This window comes from Flagellimonas spongiicola (genome assembly GCF_023502425.1).
In the GTDB taxonomy this organism is placed as follows: domain Bacteria; phylum Bacteroidota; class Bacteroidia; order Flavobacteriales; family Flavobacteriaceae; genus Flagellimonas; species Flagellimonas spongiicola.
In genome coordinates this window covers 53,117-74,245 of sequence record NZ_JAMFMA010000004.1, presented here as the reverse complement: position 1 = coordinate 74,245, position 21,129 = coordinate 53,117, and the positions used below count along the sequence as shown (strand labels likewise).

At 39.8% G+C, this 21,129-nt stretch carries 21 protein-coding genes; 11 read left to right on the top strand and 10 right to left on the bottom strand.

The genetic code is table 11. From position 1 onward, the window contains the following. Positions 1 to 28 precede the first annotated feature (28 nt). Entirely contained in the window at positions 29 to 2,479 is a 2,451-nt protein-coding gene (lon, locus tag M3P19_RS15175) for an endopeptidase La (RefSeq protein ID WP_249658544.1), read from the bottom strand. Between the two features lie 216 nt (positions 2,480 to 2,695). Between lon and M3P19_RS15170 the strand changes: the two genes are divergently transcribed. Genes M3P19_RS15170 through M3P19_RS15155 form a run of 4 tightly spaced genes read left to right on the top strand, consistent with a single transcriptional unit; the run spans position 2,696 to position 5,643 of the window. Beyond that, complete coding sequence (locus M3P19_RS15170; RefSeq protein ID WP_249658543.1) at positions 2,696 to 3,253, top strand: RNA polymerase sigma factor; 558 nt, start codon at positions 2,696 to 2,698, stop codon at positions 3,251 to 3,253. A gap of 2 nt (positions 3,254 to 3,255) precedes the next feature. Then, positions 3,256 to 3,816, top strand: a complete 561-nt coding sequence (locus tag M3P19_RS15165) for a hypothetical protein (protein WP_249658542.1) — start codon at positions 3,256 to 3,258, stop codon at positions 3,814 to 3,816. Next, positions 3,797 to 4,888, top strand: a complete 1,092-nt coding sequence (locus M3P19_RS15160) for a hypothetical protein (RefSeq protein ID WP_249658541.1) — start codon at positions 3,797 to 3,799, stop codon at positions 4,886 to 4,888. Before M3P19_RS15165 ends, M3P19_RS15160 begins: the two co-directional genes overlap by 20 nt. Before the next feature lie 29 nt (positions 4,889 to 4,917). Continuing rightward, the gene (locus M3P19_RS15155; RefSeq protein ID WP_249658540.1) at positions 4,918 to 5,643 is read left to right on the top strand and encodes a head GIN domain-containing protein; all 726 of its coding nucleotides are present in this window, start codon (positions 4,918 to 4,920) and stop codon (positions 5,641 to 5,643) included. A 51-nt stretch (positions 5,644 to 5,694) separates the two neighbouring features. Here M3P19_RS15155 and M3P19_RS15150 read toward each other — a convergent pair whose 3' ends face one another. The 5 genes from M3P19_RS15150 to glgB all read right to left on the bottom strand — a co-directional run bounded on the left by M3P19_RS15150 (position 5,695) and on the right by glgB (position 12,865). After that, positions 5,695 to 6,183, bottom strand: coding sequence for a nuclear transport factor 2 family protein (locus M3P19_RS15150; RefSeq protein WP_249658539.1), 489 nt, complete (start codon positions 6,181 to 6,183; stop codon positions 5,695 to 5,697). Positions 6,184 to 6,196: 13 nt separating this feature from the next. Beyond that, positions 6,197 to 7,525 (bottom strand): MFS transporter, encoded by a 1,329-nt coding sequence (locus tag M3P19_RS15145; RefSeq protein ID WP_249658538.1) that lies wholly within the window; start codon positions 7,523 to 7,525, stop codon positions 6,197 to 6,199. A gap of 97 nt (positions 7,526 to 7,622) precedes the next feature. Then, positions 7,623 to 8,432: a M48 family metallopeptidase gene (locus tag M3P19_RS15140; protein ID WP_249658537.1), complete on the bottom strand. Its 810-nt coding sequence runs from the start codon at positions 8,430 to 8,432 to the stop codon at positions 7,623 to 7,625. Between the two features lie 39 nt (positions 8,433 to 8,471). Beyond that, positions 8,472 to 10,871 (bottom strand): glycoside hydrolase family 31 protein, encoded by a 2,400-nt coding sequence (locus M3P19_RS15135; protein ID WP_249658536.1) that lies wholly within the window; start codon positions 10,869 to 10,871, stop codon positions 8,472 to 8,474. 98 nt (positions 10,872 to 10,969) lie between these two features. Next, positions 10,970 to 12,865 carry a 1,4-alpha-glucan branching protein GlgB gene (glgB, locus tag M3P19_RS15130; protein ID WP_249658535.1) on the bottom strand — a complete coding sequence of 632 codons (1,896 nt, stop codon included), beginning with the start codon at positions 12,863 to 12,865 and terminating at the stop codon, positions 10,970 to 10,972. Between the two features lie 158 nt (positions 12,866 to 13,023). Between glgB and M3P19_RS15125 the strand changes: the two genes are divergently transcribed. The 6 genes from M3P19_RS15125 to M3P19_RS15100 all read left to right on the top strand — a co-directional run bounded on the left by M3P19_RS15125 (position 13,024) and on the right by M3P19_RS15100 (position 17,003). Then, positions 13,024 to 13,602, top strand: coding sequence for a collagen-like protein (locus tag M3P19_RS15125; RefSeq protein WP_249658534.1), 579 nt, complete (start codon positions 13,024 to 13,026; stop codon positions 13,600 to 13,602). A 104-nt stretch (positions 13,603 to 13,706) separates the two neighbouring features. Continuing rightward, positions 13,707 to 14,201: a peptide-methionine (R)-S-oxide reductase MsrB gene (gene msrB / locus M3P19_RS15120; RefSeq protein WP_249658533.1), complete on the top strand. Its 495-nt coding sequence runs from the start codon at positions 13,707 to 13,709 to the stop codon at positions 14,199 to 14,201. Between the two features lie 60 nt (positions 14,202 to 14,261). After that, on the top strand, positions 14,262 to 14,672 hold the full coding sequence (msrB, locus tag M3P19_RS15115) for a peptide-methionine (R)-S-oxide reductase MsrB (protein ID WP_249658532.1): 411 nt from the start codon (positions 14,262 to 14,264) through the stop codon (positions 14,670 to 14,672). Next, a complete protein-coding gene (locus M3P19_RS15110) occupies positions 14,669 to 15,193 on the top strand; it encodes a DUF1572 domain-containing protein (RefSeq protein WP_249658531.1) in 525 nt (174 codons plus the stop codon). The genes msrB (M3P19_RS15115) and M3P19_RS15110 overlap by 4 nt, the downstream gene beginning before the upstream one ends. Positions 15,194 to 15,326: 133 nt before the next feature. Then, complete coding sequence (gene lpdA, locus M3P19_RS15105) at positions 15,327 to 16,718, top strand: dihydrolipoyl dehydrogenase (protein WP_249658530.1); 1,392 nt, start codon at positions 15,327 to 15,329, stop codon at positions 16,716 to 16,718. A gap of 3 nt (positions 16,719 to 16,721) precedes the next feature. Then, positions 16,722 to 17,003 (top strand): DUF3817 domain-containing protein, encoded by a 282-nt coding sequence (locus tag M3P19_RS15100; RefSeq protein ID WP_249658529.1) that lies wholly within the window; start codon positions 16,722 to 16,724, stop codon positions 17,001 to 17,003. 20 nt (positions 17,004 to 17,023) lie between these two features. Here the strand turns inward: M3P19_RS15100 and aroQ are convergent, their stop codons facing one another. The 3 genes from aroQ to M3P19_RS15085 form a co-directional block, all read right to left on the bottom strand. Further along, complete coding sequence (aroQ, locus tag M3P19_RS15095) at positions 17,024 to 17,437, bottom strand: type II 3-dehydroquinate dehydratase (protein WP_249658528.1); 414 nt, start codon at positions 17,435 to 17,437, stop codon at positions 17,024 to 17,026. An 81-nt stretch (positions 17,438 to 17,518) separates the two neighbouring features. Further along, the gene (locus M3P19_RS15090) at positions 17,519 to 17,980 is read right to left on the bottom strand and encodes a hypothetical protein (protein ID WP_249658527.1); all 462 of its coding nucleotides are present in this window, start codon (positions 17,978 to 17,980) and stop codon (positions 17,519 to 17,521) included. Between the two features lie 121 nt (positions 17,981 to 18,101). Next, positions 18,102 to 18,593 (bottom strand): hypothetical protein, encoded by a 492-nt coding sequence (locus M3P19_RS15085; RefSeq protein ID WP_249658526.1) that lies wholly within the window; start codon positions 18,591 to 18,593, stop codon positions 18,102 to 18,104. A gap of 228 nt (positions 18,594 to 18,821) precedes the next feature. Between M3P19_RS15085 and xerD the strand changes: the two genes are divergently transcribed. Continuing rightward, positions 18,822 to 19,730 (top strand): site-specific tyrosine recombinase XerD, encoded by a 909-nt coding sequence (gene xerD / locus M3P19_RS15080; RefSeq protein ID WP_249658525.1) that lies wholly within the window; start codon positions 18,822 to 18,824, stop codon positions 19,728 to 19,730. 3 nt (positions 19,731 to 19,733) lie between these two features. Here the strand turns inward: xerD and M3P19_RS15075 are convergent, their stop codons facing one another. Beyond that, complete coding sequence (locus M3P19_RS15075; protein WP_249658746.1) at positions 19,734 to 21,053, bottom strand: NAD(P)/FAD-dependent oxidoreductase; 1,320 nt, start codon at positions 21,051 to 21,053, stop codon at positions 19,734 to 19,736. Positions 21,054 to 21,129: the final 76 nt, after the last annotated feature.

The window sequence follows — 21,129 nt, the reverse complement described above, 5'->3', positions numbered from 1 at the left end:
GAAAGAAGTTTAGGTTGCGGACTAAAAATTAAAGCGTCTTTGCATTTTTAACCTTCCTATTGGTGATGGCAATGTCGATCACCTCGCTCATATCATTTACAAAATGGAATGTCAAGCCCTTTAGATAATCTTGTTTGATCTCCTCAATATCCTTTCGATTGTCCTCACAAAGAATGATTTCCTTGATTCTTGCCCGCTTGGCAGCCAAAATCTTCTCCTTGATGCCACCAACCGGTAAAACTTTGCCGCGTAAAGTGATTTCGCCGGTCATTGCCAAACTTTTCTTCACTTTGCGCTGCGTGAACAAAGAGACCAAAGAAGTCAACATGGTTATACCCGCACTAGGCCCATCTTTAGGAGTTGCACCCTCCGGAACATGGATATGCACATTGTATTTATCAAAAACATCCGGGTTTATTCCAAAAGAGGCCGCATTGGATTTAATGTATTCCATGGCTATGGTCGCAGACTCCTTCATCACCTTTCCTAAATTTCCGGTAATATTCAAGGCGCCTTTACCCTTACTCAAAATGGATTCAATAAAAAGAATATCACCACCAACGCTGGTCCAAGCCAATCCTGTTACCACACCAGCTACATCGTTGTTTTCGTATTTATCGCGCTCCAATCGTGCAGGTCCAAGGACTTTTTCAACATCTTCATTGGTCACTTTAACATTGTATTCCTCTTCAATTGCAATCGATTTTGCTGCATAACGTACCATTTTGGCCAATTGTTTCTCCAAGCTACGAACCCCTGATTCACGGGTGTACCCTTCAACAACCTTTTCCATTTGGGGTTTACCAATTTTAAGATCTTTGGCACTTAATCCGTGTTCTTTAAGTTGCTTGGGCAACAAGTGTTTTTTGGCAATTTCCACTTTTTCTTCAATCGTATAGCCCGTAACATTAATAATCTCCATACGATCACGCAAGGCTGGTTGAATACTCCCCAAATTATTGGCAGTGGCAATAAACATCACTTTGGAAAGGTCATAACCCATTTCCAAGAAGTTGTCGTAGAATTCACTGTTCTGTTCAGGGTCCAAAACTTCCAACATGGCAGAAGAGGGATCTCCTTGATGGCTATTGGAAAGTTTATCTATTTCATCCAAAATAAACACAGGATTAGAAGTACCCGCTTTCTTAAGGCTTTGGACAATCCTACCTGGCATTGCCCCAATGTATGTTTTTCGGTGTCCACGGATTTCAGCTTCATCCCTAAGCCCGCCCAGCGAGATACGTACATATTCCCTGCCTAAAGCCTCGGCCACAGATTTCCCCAAAGATGTCTTACCAACACCAGGAGGGCCATAAAGGCATAAAATGGGGGATTTCATATCGTTCCGAAGTTTCAACACGGCCAGATACTCAATAATTCTGCGCTTAACGTCTTCCAAACCGTAATGGTCCCTCTCCAATATTTTTTGGGCACGTTTTAGGTCGAATTTGTCCTTTGAAAACTCATTCCATGGCAAATCCAAAAACAAATCCAAGTAATTGCGTTGAATGGAATATTCGGCAACCTGCGGATTCATACGTTGCATTTTGGAAAGCTCTTTCTCAAAATGTTCTTTTACTTTTTTGTCCCACTTTTTAGATTTTGCCTTTTGCCGCATTTCATCAACCTCCTCCTCATAGGAAATTCCACCCAATTCTTCTTGGATGGTTTTCATTTGTTGATGCAAGAAATATTCCCGTTGTTGTTGGTCCATATCATTGCGGACTTTGGACTGAATGTCATTCTTCAATTCCAGTTTTTGAAGTTCAACATTCATATATTTCAAAGTTGCCAACGCGCGATCTTTCAGGTTTGGGATTTCCAGAAGGTTTTGTTTATCGGCCACACTCAAATTGAGATTGGACGACACAAAATTGATCAAGAAGGAATTACTTTGAATATTCTTTATGGCAAAGTTTGCCTCACTAGGAATGTTAGGGTTGTCTTTGATGATTTTATACGCCAACTCCTTAATAGAATCAATTATTGCGGAAAACTCTTCACTTGATTCGTCAGGTCGTTCTTCAACTGTTTCACGAACGGTGGCCGTGAAATACGGTTGCTCAGTAATCACTTCGGCAATTTCAAATCGTTTTTTACCTTGAATAATTACTGTTGTATTTCCATCGGGCATTTGAAGCACGCGTAAAATCCTTGCAACGGTACCCAGTGTATTCAAATCCTCCACTCCCGGATTTTCCACTTCCTCATCTTTTTGGGCAACCACACCAATTGTTTTAGAGCCGTTATTGGCATCTTTTATCAGGCTAATGGATTTGTCTCTCCCAGCGGTAATTGGAATGACCACACCAGGAAACAGCACTGTATTTCGCAACGGAAGTACCGGCAATGTTTCCGGTAGGACCTCACGATTCATCTCCTCTTCATCTTCCGGAGTCAACAAGGGAATCAATTCGGCATCTTCGTCTAATCCTTGTAATGAAATATTGTCAAAAGTTGAAATTTTAATTTCTCCCATATCTTATTATCGGTCATTTTGTCACAAATGACATAAATCTTTAGTACTAATTATGGCATCAAACCCATTAATCCTACTCAAACTCACTATATTCAAGAGGGTTGGCACCAATTATTTACCTATAAGGGCAATTCTTGTGCCATTAAAAAACAATTTTTCACATAAAAGTGTAACAATTGATAATTTCATCAATCTATAAGACAAACCATTCATTTTTTGAGCCACCAAAATGAACATATAGATGCACTGCTGCAATCTTGCCGTGTAGGCAAATCAAGTGCTCAGATGGAAGTTTACAACAGGTATTACAAAGCTATGTACAACACAGCTTTCCGAATTGTAAAGGATTCCGCCGAAGCCGAAGATGTAATGCAGGAATCGTTTTTGAATGCGTTTACGAAACTGCATACGTTCAAAGGGGACGTCACCTTTGGAGCGTGGTTAAAGCGAATTGTGATCAATAACAGCATCTATCATTACAAAAAACAACAGAAATCAAAAGCTGTTGATTTGGATAATGTAATGTACAAGGTCGAAGATAATGACGGAGTTGATCTTGATCATAATGGTTATACAGAACTGAAGGCTCAAAAAGTGATGGAGACCATGAAGAGTTTAAAAGACAATTACAGAGTTTCTTTGACCTTACATTTAATTGACGGGTATGATTACGAAGAAATCAGTGAAATCATGAACATTAGTTATGCGAATTGCAGAACTACCATTTCCAGGGCAAAAGAAAGCCTTAGAAAAAAATTGACCGTAAATGTTTGATTATGGAAAAAGATAATCTAGATCAATTGTTCCAACGTCTTGAAGGCGAATTCGATGTAGAAAACCCAAAACAGGGACATCAAGATCGTTTCTTGCAAAAATTGAATCAATCCAAAGGAGTTACAAGTCTGAACGGTAAAAAGACCAATTGGTGGAAATCTTTGTCAATTGCGGCTTCCGTGGCCCTTTTATGTGTGCTCGGTTTGCAGGTAATCAACAATAAACCTTCTATAAAGGAGCAGGTTGTGGAAATTGCACCTGAAGTCTCGGAAACCGAGTTCTACTTTGCAAATCTTATTGAGGCGCAAGTGCAGCAACTCAAGGATGAAAAATCACCTGAAACGGCCAAGCTCGTAGACGACACTTTGGTTCAATTGGAAAAACTACAATCCGATTACGATGCTTTGGAACAAGAACTCGTGAATGGAGGTAATAGTAAGTTCATCTTAAATGCAATGATCACCAATTTCCAAACCCGAATCGATCTATTACAAGAAGTACTGACCAATATTGAAAATATAAAGAATATTAAAACTAATTATGATGAAAACATTACGATATAAATATGTCTTTTTGACATTAGCACTGCTTCCTTTGGTCATGGTTGCCAACAATGGCAAACTAAAAGGGCGGTACACTAAGGAAAAGACAATCAAAAAAGAATTCAATGTGAATTCAGATGCCCTGTTCAAAGTGAAGAACAGCTATGGCAACCTTAACATTACTTCTTGGAATGAAGACCGAGTTGTTATGGAAATCCATATCCAGACCAGTGGAAACAATGAGGAACGAGTGGAAAAAAGGCTTACTGAAATTGATGTGGATTTTGAAACCAGCAATAGTTTGGTCTCTGCACGCACCCGATTTGGTGATGGTGGCAGAAACTGGGGTTGGAACTGGGGAAAACGCAATAATGTGAACGTTCAAGTGAACTACACCGTGAAAATTCCAGTTAAAAATAGTGTTAGCTTGAGCAATGATTATGGCAATATTTACCTTGATCGAGTAGACGGTCATGCTAAAATCAGCTGTGACTATGGCAAAATTGATGTTGGAGAACTTAGAGGAAGAAACAACGAACTTCGATTTGACTACACCTCACGTTCCAACTTTGAATACATAAACAGTGCAGAAATCATTGCCGATTACTCCGGATTTACCGTTGAAAAAGCCGGTAACCTAACTATTAAGGCAGATTATACAAACAGTGTGGTCAACCAAATGGAAAACTTGGAGTATAATACAGATTATGGTTCAATGGAAATTATAGAGGTGAACAATGTTAATGGCAGTGGTGATTATGTTGGTTTGAAATTAGGAACCGTCCACGGAAATGTCAACATCACATCCGATTACGGTTCTTTGAAAATAGCAAATATGGCTGACGATGCCGGAAATATGGACATTAGAACCGATTACACTGGAATACGTATCGGCTATTCACCAGGCTATCATTTTAACTTTGAGATTTCAGCAGAATACGCCGGGGTAAATGGTATTGATCCTTTTGAAATCAACATCAGCAAGGAAAAATCAAGAGAAAAATATTACAAGGGATACTACGGTTCCGAAAATTCAGGCAATACTGTACTGATTACATCGGACTATGGTGGTATTACTTTTAGTCAGAATTAATAATCAAAAAACGCAAATTAAACACGATCATGAAAAAACTAATCACATTAACCCTAGCACTGTCCATGATGGCAGTAACCAATGCCCAATGGGGCAAAAAAGTAAGAGGCAACGGAGATGTCGTAACTATAGAACGTTCTGTTGGTGACTATGATGCGGTTTCCTTGGCAGGATGGTTCGATTTGGAAATCGTTGCCGGAAACGAAGGCGAAATCATATTGAAGGGCGAGTCCAACCTATTGGAATACATCAAAACCGAAGTAAAAAATGGCAAATTGATTGTAAAACAAGAACGAGGTGTAAACCTAAGACCTTCTAATTGGAATTCTGGAATTACGGTGACCGTGCCTATTGAAGATATCAATGCAGTATCCTTATCAGGTTCTGGCGATGTTGTGAGTAGAACCACCATTAAAGCAGACGACTTTGATGCTTCAATGTCAGGTTCCGGAGATGTAAGTTTGACTGTTGAAGCACAAAGTTTAAACGCTTCTTTATCAGGATCTGGAGACATTAATCTTGAAGGTTCGGCAACGGACTTCAGTGTACAAGTATCCGGTTCTGGTGATGTTAAGGCCTATGGTCTTGAAGCAGAGTTTGTAACGGCTCAGGTATCTGGTTCGGCAGATATCAAAGTAACTGCTAATCAATCCATTGACGCTAGAGTATCTGGTTCTGGCGACATAAGCTACAGAGGAAATCCGAAGAAAATCAAGAGTAAAGCGTCTGGTTCAGGAGACATATCCAAAGGATAACCAAAAAGAATTCAATCAAAAAACGTCTAGACCCTGTCCATTGGATGGGGTCTATTTTTTTATCCAATCATTTGAGTTTACCCTAGTGTCGTAATCAATTAAGTTGGAAGGATAATTAATCCAATCCTCATGTCGGATGATTTTACCATCATCATTAAAGGTCAAAATAGTTACAAACTGCATGGGTCCAAATTCATACGAACCCCATTTGAATTTAGAGAAATGACCTTTGGTCACTACTTTATTGCCTTCAATCATTTGATCCGCGATGGTTAGAGCAACAGGTTCCACCATGTTAAAATTTGGATTGTCCCAATCCAAAAATTCCCGTAATGCGGTCTTTCCCTCAATTTTATCACCATTGATATAATCCTCGAGTAAGATGGATTCATCATAATAGGAAAGCAACTTTTCAAAATCGTTTCGTTGTGCATAGGTTTCATAATACGCATCCACTATGGGTTGAACATTTTTGGTCTGATCAGCACAAGAAGCGAGCAGCACAACCACAACTAGACTAAAAAGGGATTTGAATTTCATTCGAACAGTTAATTTAAGTTGATTTCTTATTGACACGTAACAAAAGTATGGCACCAATCAAGAAAAAGAGACCTAAAAAGATGGTACTATTACGCATACTACCGGTCAGCTGGGCCACAGCGCCATATAGGAACGTTCCGATTACAATCCCAATTTTTTCAGCAACATCATAAAAGCTGAAAAAAGAAGTAGTATCCGTTGTTTCTGGTAAAAACTTAGAATAGGTGGAACGCGAAAGTGCTTGGATTCCTCCCATGACCACACCTACTAGACCAGCAGCAATGAAGAAATCCATAGGTGTTTGGAGAAAATAGGCATAAATACAGAGCAATATCCACACAATATTCACCCACACCAACGTTCTTACGTTTCCGTATAATTTTGAAAGATAAGCGGTCAAATAGGCGCCGCCAATCGCAATGACTTGAATAATCAAAATGCTGATGATGAGCCCAAATTGTCTAAAATCATCAGAACCCCAATCTATTTCTTCCTCGCCAAAGTAGGTAGCGATGAGCATAATAGTCTGCACTGCCATGCTATACACAAAAAAAGCACCTAGATAACGTTTTAACCTAATTTCCGTACCCAATTGCTTCCAGACACTTTTTAGTTCCCTAAAACCGTTTAACAACACATTGGTTCTAGCTCCTTCCCTTTTGTGCCCTTTAGGTAAATGTTTAAAGGTATATTGGCTAAAAAGCATCCACCAGATACCAACCATTATAAAGGAATACTTCATCATTACGATTGCAACTGGTTCCCCTCCAATTTCCTCAATACCAAGCATATTGGGCAAAACCAAGACCATGGCAAGGTTTATTGCCAAAAGAATTACACTGCCAATGTACCCTAAGGAAAAACCTTTGGCACTAATTCCATCTTGTTGTTCAGGAAAAGCGATGTCTGGTAGATAAGAATTATTTATCGCGAAACTGACCCAGAATCCAACAAGACCAAAGAAGTAACATACAAGTCCGAAATAGATGTTTTCCAATGAAAACCAATACAATCCAATACAGGAGAATCCACCTAGGTAGCAAAAGAACTTGAGAAATATCTTTTTGTTTCCCAAATAATCGGCTATTCCTGATACGAGTGGTGTAACAATGGCAATAAATACAAAAGCCAAAGAAGTTACATAACTGATCAAAGGTGCACGCGCAATTTCCCCTCCAAAGATGGTAACCTTTTCTATTTCGGCAACGCGAAACAACGCCCCGTAAAAAATAGGGAAGATCGCCGATGAAATGACCAAGCTATAGACCGAATTGGCCCAATCATAAAAGGCCCATGCATTCAATAACTTCTTACTACCTTTTATTGCCATTACTTGTGCCATATGCTATTAAATAAAAATGCCACTTACAGCTGGAACTGAACTAGAATAAGTTCAATTTCAGCAGCAAACGGCATCGGTTACTTTTTGGTCAATTTGTTTATTTAAATGAAGTCACCCCAAACTTGGCTGCCTCTTGCTTGGCGGCTGGTGCCCAAGCGGTCAAATTGTTGATTCTAGTATCGTTTGATGGATGAGTACTTAAAAATTCTGGAGGAGCTTGACCTCCTGCCTTTGCTTTCATACGTCGCCAAAGTGCGGCAGCCTCATCAGGATTATACCCTGCTATCGCCATAATTTGAAGTCCAATTCTATCCGCTTCCGTCTCATGACTTCTACTAAATGGCAACATTAAACCTACCGTTGAGCCTAAGCCGTATGCCTGATTAAAGGTATTTCTTGTTTCCTCGTCCTTGATGGCAACATTCCCTGCAACAGCACCAATTTGCTGAAGCATTCCTGCACTCATACGTTGTGCACCATGATCAGCAAGTGCATGGGCCACCTCATGCCCCATAACTACGGCAACTCCAGTTTCAGTCTGGGTAATGGGCAGTATTCCCGTATAGAAAACAATCTTACCCCCTGGCATACACCATGCGTTAACTGTTTCATCGTTTACCAAATTGTATTCCCATTTGTAGTCTTTCAAATACCCTGGATGACCGTTGGCATCCAACCATCTTTCAGCTGCAGTGGCAATCCGCTGCCCTACCTTGGTTATCATTTCCGCATCGGACGTACCCGTAATTACTTTGTTTTCATTCAAAAACTGGTCATACTGGGCAAAAGCCATTGGAAATATCTGGCTATTCGGGTAAAAATTAAGCGTACTTTTCCCTGTGAACGGATTCACCTTGCAGGCTACTACTGCCAGAAAAACCGCCAATGTTAGAATAAACTTTTTCATAATTGTTAATAGTGTTTAGTCTAGGGAAATTACAAAAAATTATTTTCCAAAAAGGTGCAGCTCTGTAAAATCCTTACTGACTTCTATACTGTTATTACCGTTCAATTTAATGTCATCTAGGTTCACTTTTTCATTATCCAATTCCACCTCGCTGATTTTAAATGGAAGTCCATGGAAACACAGTTTTATGGTTTCATAGGAGGTAATGAAATTCCCATCCTTGAACTGCTGAATAATCAATTCGTTTTCCTTACCTCGCAAACGGAACCTTCTTAGACTGAACCTGCCTTTTTTATAGTCATACCCATCTTGTTGATCTTCGTATACCCTTGAAATTTCTATACCTTCCTTAAAATACACCTCCATTTCCAATTGCTCTACTTCAATCTCACCAATGTATTGCTGTACTGGATATTTAGGAATCATTGCGCCTTCCTTTATAAATAAAGGAATCTTCTGAATATCGGCCGCCACCCATTTCTCAACCCCTCCGGATACCACTTCTTTGGTCCAATAGTTGTACCAATTCCCTTTAGGGAAATACATACGTCTTCCTTGGGCATTTGGCTCTTGAACTGGGCAAACCAACATTTGCTCTCCAAATAAGAACTCGTCAGTTCTAAAATGGGTCTGGGTATCTTCTTGATCATAAAACACCAAGGACTGTAGCATAGGGAAACCTTCTTTGATATACCTATAAAACATGGTATATAGATAGGGTAAAAACTGATAGCGCAACTCAATATACTTTCGAACTATATCCGTAATCTCATCGCCAAACGACCATGGTTCTTGATCTCCATGATCACCACTTGAATGCACACGACAGAAGGGATGGAATATTGCCAATTGCATCCAGCGTGCAAATAATTCGCCATTGGGTTGCTCCGCAAACCCACCAATATCAGAGCCTACAAAGGAATATCCGCTCATACACATGCGTTGCATCTGTACATTGGCAATCCAAAGATGTTCCCAAGTAGCTACGTTATCTCCAGTCCAAGTAGCACAGTATCGTTGCGTACCCGCGTAAGCTGCCCTTGTCAAAACAAAAGGTCTTTTTGGGAACATGAATTTCTTTACACCATTGTACGTGGCTCTTACCATCTGCATGCCATAGACATTATGTGCTTTTCTATGACTACATGGATGACCATCATAATCGTGGCGAACATCCAAGTTTGCGGTTTTAGTCGGAACTTCCATGATCGCAGGTTCATTCATATCGTTCCATACCCCGTTAACCCCTAGGTCGGCAATCATTTCTTTGTATAGTCCCGCCCACCATTCGCGGACTTCTGGATCCGTGAAATCAGGAAATTTACATTCCCCAGGCCAAACCTTCCCTTTAAAATGAGGTCCATCGGCTCTTCTACAGAAAAAACCATTGTCCATTGCCTGTTGATACACCCAATAATCTCGATCAATCTTGATACCTGGATCAATCATGGTTATGGTCTTAAAACCATCCTCCTCCAATTCTTCAATCATTTTCTTGGGGTTGGGAAATCTCTTGTTATCCCAAGTAAAACATCGAAACCCTTCCATGTAATCGATATCCAAATAAATGGCATCACAAGGAATCTTTAATTTTCTAAATGTGGAAGTAATGCTTTTTACTTTTTTCTCAGGATAGTAGCTCCATTTGGATTGATGGAAACCCAGGGCCCATAAGGGCGGTAATTCTGGAACTCCGGTCAAATCTGTATATGCCTCTACGACTTGACTCATTTTTGGGCCGTAGAAAAAGTAATAATTCATCTCTCCACCATCGGCCCAGAAACTGGTTACGTTGCGTTTCTCATGTGCAAAATCAAAATAGGTGCTGAACGAGTTATCAAAGAAAACCCCATAGGCAATATTCTCCTTTAGCCCAACATAAAAAGGAATTGACTTGTACAATGGCTCCTGATCCTTTCCATAAGCATAGGAGTCCGTCACCCAATTATTGACTCTTTTTCCTTTTAAATTGGTATGAGAAGCTTTGTCCCCCATACCGTAATAACTTTCTCCGGTATGACAGACTTTGCCCATTTTTACGATGTTTCCACCGTAATCGTAGTTTTCTTCCCAATGAAACCCTAATTCATCATCCAGAATTACGGTATCTTCCAAATCAACAATTTGGACCTTGAGATTTGACTTTTGGACATAAATCTTCACTTTGGATGTGGTAATTACAAATTCTGGAATCTCATCCTTGACCTCCAATTCATTATATCCCAAGCTTACATCATCGCTTATGGCATATGAAAAGTCGGGTTCAAAAACATGCTCTGTGGCATACCTGAATCGAATTGCACTATCTCTAAGTATTGTGATTTCAAGAATTACCCCATTTTGCGAGGTAAAATAGAGCTTGTCATTCTCCTGCTTAAAATCAACTATATGATTGGGATATTGATTCCCTCTTTTTTCTATTTCAGTGTTGGTAATCATCGCTGATGGGTTATGTAACGAACAAAAGAAAGACTTTAGCGCGAGAAATTAAAAAGATGTTGTGAACAGCAGTTAACTATAACGTTTGAGTCCGTTTTTTACTTATAAACCAAGACTCCCAAGGGAGGCAAATTCATTAAAACTGATTGCGACTGTCCGTTCCATTCCTTTGCTGAGGGTTTTATGGTTTTCTTTCCAATTCCACTGCCGGAATATTTTGCGTCATCACTATTGAACTGCAACTTTAGCTGGGATGTTTTTGGAACTCCCAATCGATAATTCTCCCTTGGTACAGGCGTGAAGTTACATACAACAATCAAATCATCCTTGGGGTCATTCCCCTTTCTGATGTATGAAATCACTGAGTTTTCCTGATCATTATGTTCTATCCACTGAAAACCTTCAGGACTAAATTGTTTTTCAAACAAAGCTGGATGCGTTTTATAGAGTTTGTTCAGATCCTTAATTACCTCCTGTATCCCTGAATGATAATCGTATTGGGTCAAATGCCAATCTAAACTTTCTTGAAAATTCCATTCTGAGGACTGTCCAAATTCACCTCCCATAAAAAGTAAGTTTGCCCCTGGATGGGTAAACATATAGCCATAAAGCAACCTCAAATTGGCGAAACGTTGCCATTCATCGCCAGGCATACGATACAAGAGCGAGTTTTTACCATACACCACTTCATCATGTGAAAAAGGAAGCATAAAATTCTCTGTAAACGCATAGGTCATGCTGAAAGTAATCTTGTTGAGATCATAAGATCGGTGAATAGGTTCCTTTTTGAAAAACTCCAATGTATCGTGCATCCAGCCCATCATCCATTTCATACCAAATCCAAGCCCGCCAAGATCCACAGGTTTAGAAACACCTGTAAATGCTGTAGACTCTTCTGCAATGGTCTGAACACCTTTGAAGCTGGCATAAACCTCAGTGTTCATCTCGCGCAGAAATGACATGGCTTCCAAGTTTTCATTATTACCATACATATTGGGTTCCCATTCCCCATCCTCACGTGAATAGTCCAAATAAAGCATCGAAGCCACAGCATCTACCCGGAGTCCATCCACATGAAATTGATCCAACCAAAAAATGGCATTACTGATCAAAAATGCTCTAACCTCATTTCTTCCATAATTGAAAATCAAGCTTTTCCAATCCGGATGATACCCTCTCCTTCTGTCTGGATGTTCATATAAGTGGGAACCGTCAAAAAATCCAAGACCATGAGCATCCTCAGGAAAATGGGATGGTACCCAATCCAAAATAACACCGATGCCTTTTTGATGGAATTTATCGACAAGAATTTTAAATTCCTCTGGGGTTCCAAATCTTGAAGTTGGGGCAAAATATCCTGTCAATTGGTATCCCCAACTTGGGTCAAACGGGTACTCCATAATCGGCATAAACTCCACATGGGAGAATCCCATATCGGCCACATAGTTCACCAATTCATCCGCCATTTCGGTGTAAGTAAGGAATTCCCAACCATTCTTTTTCTTCCATGACCCCAAATGCACCTCATAAACCGAATACGGTTTATCCAACGCATTGTGCGCTTCTCTTCCAGCAATCCATTTGCTATCCTCCCAAGAATAATCAGCATCCCAAACTACAGAAGCCGTATTGGGTGGCTGTTCGCAATAACGTGCGAAGGGGTCCGCTTTTTCCGTCCAGATATCATTGTTATTGGAATGAATTTTGTATTTGTATTTCGAACCTTTTTCCACTCCTGGAATAAACCCTTCCCATATTCCGCTTTCATCCCATCGAACATTTAGCTCGTGATCTTTTCCGTCCCAGTAATTAAAATCGCCCACAACGGAAACCGACTTTGCTGAAGGCGCCCAAACAGAGAAATAGGTACCCTTGACTCCATCTTTTTCCATAAGATGTGAGCCTAATTTATCATATAACCGAAAGTGTTTTCCTGATTTAAACAAATTGATATCAAAATCGCTGAAAAGGCTATGGGCAATGACTTTGGACATATGTTAAGGTTTAGCAAATACAATATTACACATCTTTTATCCAATTCTATGATTTTGTGTTTTTGAACACAAAAATTATTGGCTTACAAAAAAATGGAACGCTTTTTGATTTTTAACCCTAAAGAATACAAATGAACGCAAATCAAAATTCCAAAATCATGACAAAATTCAATACAATTCTAGGTATATGTTTACTCTTTTTAGTGGCCGCATGTGAAGGCCCTGTAGGTCCTCCCGGCTTTGACGGACTCGATGGACTTGATGGTTTAGATGGCCAAGATGGTATCCAAGGCCAGGTAATAGAAGTTGATGGTGTAAACTTTAACTATGATGTTACTGGAAATATATACAACACCTTGATCTCTTTTGCGGATATCACGAATTTCGAGGTATTTGAATCCGATGCCGTGCTGGTATATCGTTTTGATAATACTGTAGATTTAAATGATGGAAGTACTGCAGATGTCTGGAGTCAGATACCACAAAGTTTCTTTTTACCAGAAGGGAGCATTCAATATGTGGCGGCTCACACTTTTGTGGATGTGGAACTATTCATTGACGGTAATTTTGACCTTTCCGCACTTGATGTTGGATTTACGGATAATCAGTCCTTTAGGATTGTTATCGTACCAAGTGTTTTTGCAAATTCTTCCAAACTGGATACATCAAAACTTTCCAATGTGATGGATGTATTGGGCATAGGAGAAGATGGAATCAAAAAATTGGAACTCCAATAAAACCATAAAGCCTTAACTTAGAGTCCTATTGCAATGCAATAGGACTTTTTTTTTAGCTCAAAATGAAAGGAATTAACATATTGTACGTCTACCTAGAAAAAGAAATGGGAAAAAAATTGCTAATTGCCTTTTTGTTTGTCATAGTGGGATGCAAAGGTGTATCTCAAGAAGATAAGGATTTGGCGCAAAAAGAAGAAGTATATCCAATTACCAAAACAGAAGCCGAGTGGCGAGCAGAACTTACTGACATGGAGTTCTATGTACTTCGAAAAGCTTCTACGGAAAATGCGTTCACCAGTGACTTGTTGGATAATAAGGAAAAAGGGACATACGTTTGTGCCGCTTGCGCTACGCCCCTATTCCGAAGTGAAAACAAATTCAACTCTGGCACTGGATGGCCTAGTTTTGATCAGGAAATTGAAGGTAATATCGCCTATGATGTAGATTATAAAATTGGATATCCCAGAACTGAAGAACATTGTGCTACCTGCGGCGGACACCTAGGTCATGTTTTTAATGACGGGCCAAGAAATACAACAGGAAAACGTCATTGCATTAATGGTGTGGCTTTGGATTTTATTCCAGATGGCAATCCATAACATTGCTGCTTTCCGCTTATTCCGATATGCTTAACTTCAAATTCAAAACCGAAAAAACACATGGACGACAAATATGCGATAAACAAATCGGAGGATGAATGGCGCAATGAACTTTCTCCTGAAGAATTTCACGTGTTGAGAAGGAAAGGTACGGAACGACCTTTTACAGGACGCTACAATCTTCATTTTGAAAATGGGGATTACCACTGCAAGGCCTGCAATGCTAAATTATTTGAAAGTCAGAATAAATTTGAAAGTGGATGTGGCTGGCCTTCTTTTGACCAGGCGGTTGAAGGTGCAATAGAGTATATTCGTGATACAAGTCATGGTATGATACGAACAGAAACCTTATGCGCCAATTGTGGAAGTCATTTGGGGCATGTTTTCAACGATGGCCCCCAAGAAACCACTGGCCAACGCTATTGTATCAATTCTGTAAGTATCGGATTTAACCCTGAAGAGAACCAATGAATTTTATCGAACATTATTTGTCCAATGTAAAAAAGGAATTTCACCGGTATAAGACTATGGGTGAAAAAACCTTTGCCCAACTCTCAGAAGAAGACATCCATTGGAAATATACCGAGGAAGATAATTCCGTTGCCATTATCGTTAAACACATTGTGGGTAACATGCTAAGTCGCTGGACTAATTTTTTGACCGAAGACGGTGAGAAATCTTGGCGCCATCGCGATACTGAATTTGAAGCGCCGTATGCATCCAAAGATGAAATGCTGAAAGCGTGGGAAAAGGGTTGGAACTGTCTTTTTGAAGCCTTAGACCAGATTAATGCATCCAATTTTGACCAAAAGGTTAAAATTAGAAATGAAGAACACAGTGTTGTTGAAGCGGTCAATCGCCAACTGGCGCATTACCCCAGCCATGTAGGGCAAATTGTATTTATTGGTAAAATGATTCTTGGAGCGGATTGGCAGTCGCTTTCCATACCAAAAGGTGAGTCCGAGGCCTTTAACAAAAGAATGTTCGGATAAAGGAATCCCCTCATTTTTCGATATCACTATTCCGCAATCCGAAAACTTGGTTTTTGGCCATCTAATTGCGTACTTTTGCACCTGCCTTATAATAGGCAAATTTTAACCTTTTATCAATTAAATTCAAATACTGATGAGCAACTTCGATGTTATTGTTTTGGGTAGTGGTCCCGGTGGATATGTAACGGCCATTCGTGCTTCACAATTGGGATTCAAAACAGCCATTGTAGAAAAGGAAAATCTTGGTGGTGTGTGTCTAAATTGGGGATGTATCCCAACAAAAGCCCTGTTGAAGTCGGCCCAAGTTTTTGAATACTTGAAACATGCGGAAGACTACGGACTGAGTGCCAAAAAAGTGGAACATGATTTTGGCGCCGTGGTTCAAAGAAGTCGCGGGGTTGCTGACGGAATGAGCAAGGGAGTCCAATTTTTGATGAAAAAGAACAAAATCGAGGTACTCAATGGATTTGGGAAGGTTCAGCCAGGTAAAAAAGTATTGGTTAAAGGAGAGCATGGAAATACTGCCGAGTATACAGCGGATCACATCATTATAGCAACTGGTGCCAGAAGTAGAGAATTACCTAGTCTACCACAAGATGGTAAAAAAGTAATCGGCTATCGTGAAGCGATGTCCTTGGAAAAGCAACCTAAAAAAATGATAGTCGTTGGTAGTGGTGCCATTGGGGTAGAGTTTGCTTATTTCTACAATTCCATGGGTACGGAGGTGACCATAGTAGAATACTTGCCAAATATAGTTCCTGTGGAAGATGCCGATGTTTCCAAGCAGTTGGAAAGAAACTTCAAGAAAAACGGGATTAAAATAAAAACTTCGGCAGAAGTGACAAATGTAGACACTTCTGGAGAAGGTGTAAAAGCTACCGTGAAAACCGCAAAGGGTGAAGAAATCCTTGAAGCGGATGTAGTATTATCTGCAGTTGGAATCAAAACGAATATTGAGAATATTGGGTTGGAAGATGTAGGAATTGCGGTGGATCGCGACAAGATTCTGGTCAATGACTATTATCAGACCAACATTCCTGGTTACTATGCTATTGGTGATGTTACTCCTGGACAAGCACTTGCTCACGTTGCATCAGCCGAAGGTATTCTTTGCGTGGAAAAAATAGCTGGAATGCATGTTGAAGCCCTTGATTATGGTAATATCCCAGGATGCACCTATTGTATTCCTGAAGTAGCGTCCGTAGGTTTAACGGAACAGCAGGCCAAGGATCAAGGCTATGACCTAAAAGTCGGTAAATTCCCATTTTCAGCCAGTGGAAAAGCGAAAGCTTCTGGAACTCCTGATGGTTTTGTTAAAGTCATATTTGATGCTAAATATGGAGAGTGGCTAGGTTGTCATATGATTGGTGTTGGTGTAACCGACATGATAGCGGAAGCTGTTGTTGCCCGTAAATTGGAAACTACAGGTCATGAAATCCTAAAAGCGGTACATCCTCATCCTACTATGAGTGAAGCAGTAATGGAGGCGGTTGCTGATGCATATGATGAAGTAATTCACCTATAGTACATGCTAAACGCTTTTAGACTTACCGCCATATTGGAAGGCATCTCTTATCTATTGCTTTTTGGAATAACCATGCCACTAAAGTATTGGGCTCAAATTTTTGAACCCAATCAATACGTCGGTTATGCACATGGAGGCTTATTCATACTTTATATGGTATTGGCCTTGGTGATTTGTTGGGAAAAGAAATGGGGCATCAAGCGATTTATCATTCTTTTTGTTGCCTCTCTCCTACCCTTCGGCACTTTTTATGCGGATAAGAAGTATTTAAAGGGTAATGCGTAGTTTTTTATTTAAAGCTTAGCCTATAAAAAACTTTGGATGGCTAAATCATAACTCTGCAACCCAAAACCTAAGATAACACCTTTTGCTCCTGAGGAGATATAGGAAACATGTCTAAAATCCTCCCTTTGGTGCGTATTGGAAATGTGTACTTCAACAACTGGGGTGGTAACAGCTTTTACAGCATCCCCAATTCCTACAGAAGTATGGGTATATGATGCAGCATTCAAAACAATTCCATCGTAACTAAAGCCCACTTCTTGGATTTTACTAATCAATTCGCCTTCAATATTCGATTGGAAATAATCAAATTCAATATCGGGAAATCGTTTTTTTAGTTCAGAGAAATAGGTCTCGAAGGTCGTGTTTCCATAAACTTCCGGTTCTCTTTTACCAAGCAGATTTAAATTGGGCCCGTTGATGATCATTAGTTTCATGCCCCTAAAAGTACAATATCTCTTCAAAAGAAAAAGCAGGGAAATCCCTGCTTTCTATATCTAAACATAATTGGAATTAGGTCATAAGGTAAATTGAAGGCCAAATCCGAAGGCAGCAGCTTCCCCATCTCCGCTTTCGCTCAACACCAATGCGGGTCGCCAATCAAAATTTACGACAAATGGAACACCGCCAGGTTTAAAATCCAATCCTAAATGTGGACGTAAGGCAAAGACATTGTCTGTTCCATCAACCAAAACTATACTTGGGCCAGCACCAGCATACCATCGGAATTGGTTCCTGCTACCTACAATAGCTTTGTGATAAGAATATAAAACAGTAATAATAGTACCACCATCTTCAAACCCTAGATCGGCCTGTCCAACATGATGATCGGAAAAGAAATATTTACCTGTTGCACCAAAGAAGGTGGCTTGACCAAAGGCATCAACACCTAAACCTAAGGCTGCACGATAGTTAGTCTGGGCTAAAGCTACGGTTGCGAATAGAAAGCTTAAGGTGAAAACAAAACATACTTTTTTCATTTTGAATGTATTTACGGTTATTATTTATGGTTCTAATAAACCATTAGGTACGTTCAAACCGGATTTCCCGGAATCACCTACCCTAACCGCTTTCACCTAAGGTTGAAGGTTCCTGTCGCTATTAAAACAAGAACAAAATGCCAACGGTTGCAATGGAAAAAGTTCCATCATTGCTTACCGCGGTATACGAAACATTGAGCTCAGTATTCCCTGTAATATTGTAGCCAACAACAGGTCTGTAGAAAAGGCCTCCTTCATTACCATCATTGACACCAATGGCATACCCTACATCACCTCCAAATTTGAAATGATACGTTGGATAAATGCGCAATGAGCCAGCAACAGGAATAAACTGAACATCTTCAAACTCTGTTTGATCTGGCATTGTATCCCCAAACGCATTAATGAATCCAGTAACTACACCAACATCCAATAGCTCAGATACGCCCCAGTGATAGTTGACATCAAAACCGATACTAAAACTTGAAATATCGGCGGCATCACCAACCGGGATTCCTGCGCTAAAACCGGCTTTGAAATTACTTCGGTCTTGAGCATTCGCAGTAAACATCAATGTAAAAAAGGCAATTGCAACTAGTATTGTACTTCTCATGTTTGTTAAAGCTATGTGAATAGCTAAAACGCCGTTGAAACAATTCTAGTATGGGATTTCATAAAAAACAATACTAGAAACCAATTATAAATGCCAACTTTACTTTACAAGAACTTGACCACAAAATATCTCGAAAGCCCGTCTTTTGACCGACACAATTGACCAATGTACCTTTTGAGTTGACGAATAGAGGAAGTGCATCTATGGATTAGTCTTTATCTTTAATCCATGAATTGGAAACAGGCCATCAAAGATTACCAACACTATATGAAAATTGAGCGTGGTCTTTCAGACAATTCCATATTTGCCTACAGCAAGGATTTGACCAAATTGGCCGATTATCTTTCAGAGTTTGATAGTGCTATAACACCAATGTCAATTCAAAAGGAAAACTTGCAGCAGTTTATTTATGAACTAGCCAAAGTAGTGAATCCACGGTCCCAAGCACGGATTATTTCTGGATTGAAGGGTTTTTTTAACTACTTGATATTTGAAGATTACCGTAAGGACAACCCCATGGATTTGATTGAATCCCCTAAAATTGGCAGAAAACTACCAGACACACTTTCGTTTGATGAAATAGACAACCTTATTTCCAAAATCGATTTAAGCAAAGCTGAGGGAGAAAGAAATAGGGCTATTCTTGAGACACTTTACGGTTGCGGTTTACGCGTTTCAGAATTAATCAATCTCAAATTGTCCAATCTATACTTTGACGAAGGATTTATCCAAGTAACCGGAAAAGGAAACAAACAAAGATTTGTACCTATCGGCCCCATGACCATCAAATATGTGAACATTTATAAAAACCAGATGCGAACACATATGCCAATTGCTATTGGCCACGAAGATTTTCTTTTTTTAAATCGAAGAGGAAAGCAACTGACTCGAGCCATGATTTTCACCATTATCAAACGATTGGCCGAAAAAGCTGGACTCCAAAAAAACATTAGTCCGCATACCTTTCGACATTCATTTGCTACACATTTATTGGAGGGCGGAGCTGATTTAAGGGCCATACAACAAATGTTGGGTCACGAAAGCATTACAACAACGGAAGTCTATATGCATGTGAATAGGAAGTACCTCTCTGATGTTTTGGTTATGCATCATCCTAGGCAAAAAATCAATGACTGAAAACTAATCTGCGGCAATCGAATCTGCCACCTTGTTTTTGACACTTTGATACTGTTTCTTGAAAGGCCTTATAATCAGCCTGGCTTCACGGTCAAATCGGACATAATTATATACCCAATTGATAAAAACAACTACCCTATTACGAAATCCTATCAAGAAAAATAGGTGCACGAACATCCAGACAAACCATGCAAAAACTCCTTGAAATTTTATTCTTTTCAAGTCCGCCACGGCTTTGTTTCTACCAACGGTAGCCATACTTCCTTTATCCTTATAAGTAAAAGGCCTTAATGGCTTTCCATCTAGTAATCGAACTAAATTTTGCCCCAGATTCTGACCTTGCTGGATTGCTGGTTGGGCCATCATGGGATGTCCTTCAGGATACGCTTCAGTCTCCATTTGGGCTACGTCTCCAATAGCAAAAATTGCCTCGTGTCCAATAACCTGGTTGTACGCATTGACTTTTAAACGATTTCCTCTAGTCAGCAATTCATCGACGTCCAATCCTTCTATGCGCACAGCTTGAACTCCCGCTGCCCAAACTAAAGTTATTGCCTCAAAACTTATGTCTGTATCCGTAGTGATGTGCTTTCCATCATAATCCGTGACTCGAATATCCTTCCAAACGTTTACCCCAAGTTTTTCCAAAAACTTTTCGGCTTTGCTTGAGGCGATTTTACTCATTGCCGGTAGCAAACGATCCCCGCCTTGTACCAAATTGATTTGTGCACGTCTCGTATCCAAGTCTGGATAGTCTTTTGGTAAAATTCCTTTTTTGATTTCTGCCAACGCCCCTGCCAATTCAACACCCGTAGGACCACCGCCAACAATGACAAAATTCATTAGTGCATCCCGTTCATGCAAATCATCGGTCAACAACGCCTGTTCAAAATTTTCCAAAATCAAACTACGAAGATTCAATGATTGTGGAATGGTTTTCATTGCCATCGAGTTCTCTTCGATGTTTTTATTCCCAAAATAGTTGGTTTCTGAACCAGTAGCCACAACAAGGTAGTCATAACTTATATCGCCTATGGAGGAGGAAATAATTTTGTGCTTTGGATCAATCTGTACCACTTCAGCCAACCTAAAGTAAAAATTTGGATATCCTTGAAGTACCTTCCGAATAGGATAGGCTATGGAATCTGGTTCCAATCCCCCAGTAGAAACTTGATAAAGAAGTGGTTGGAAATTATGGTAATTGTGCTTGTCCAGCAATACAACCTGCACATCTTTATTGGCTAATTTTTTAGCTAAGGCAATACCGCCAAAACCACCACCTATAATAACAATTCTTGGAAAACTTGACTGAGGAATATTCATGCTAGACATATATGCAAATTTACGGAATCCACAAGGGTTAGCCCACGTTTCGATTGGTTTTTTACTATCTTTAAAA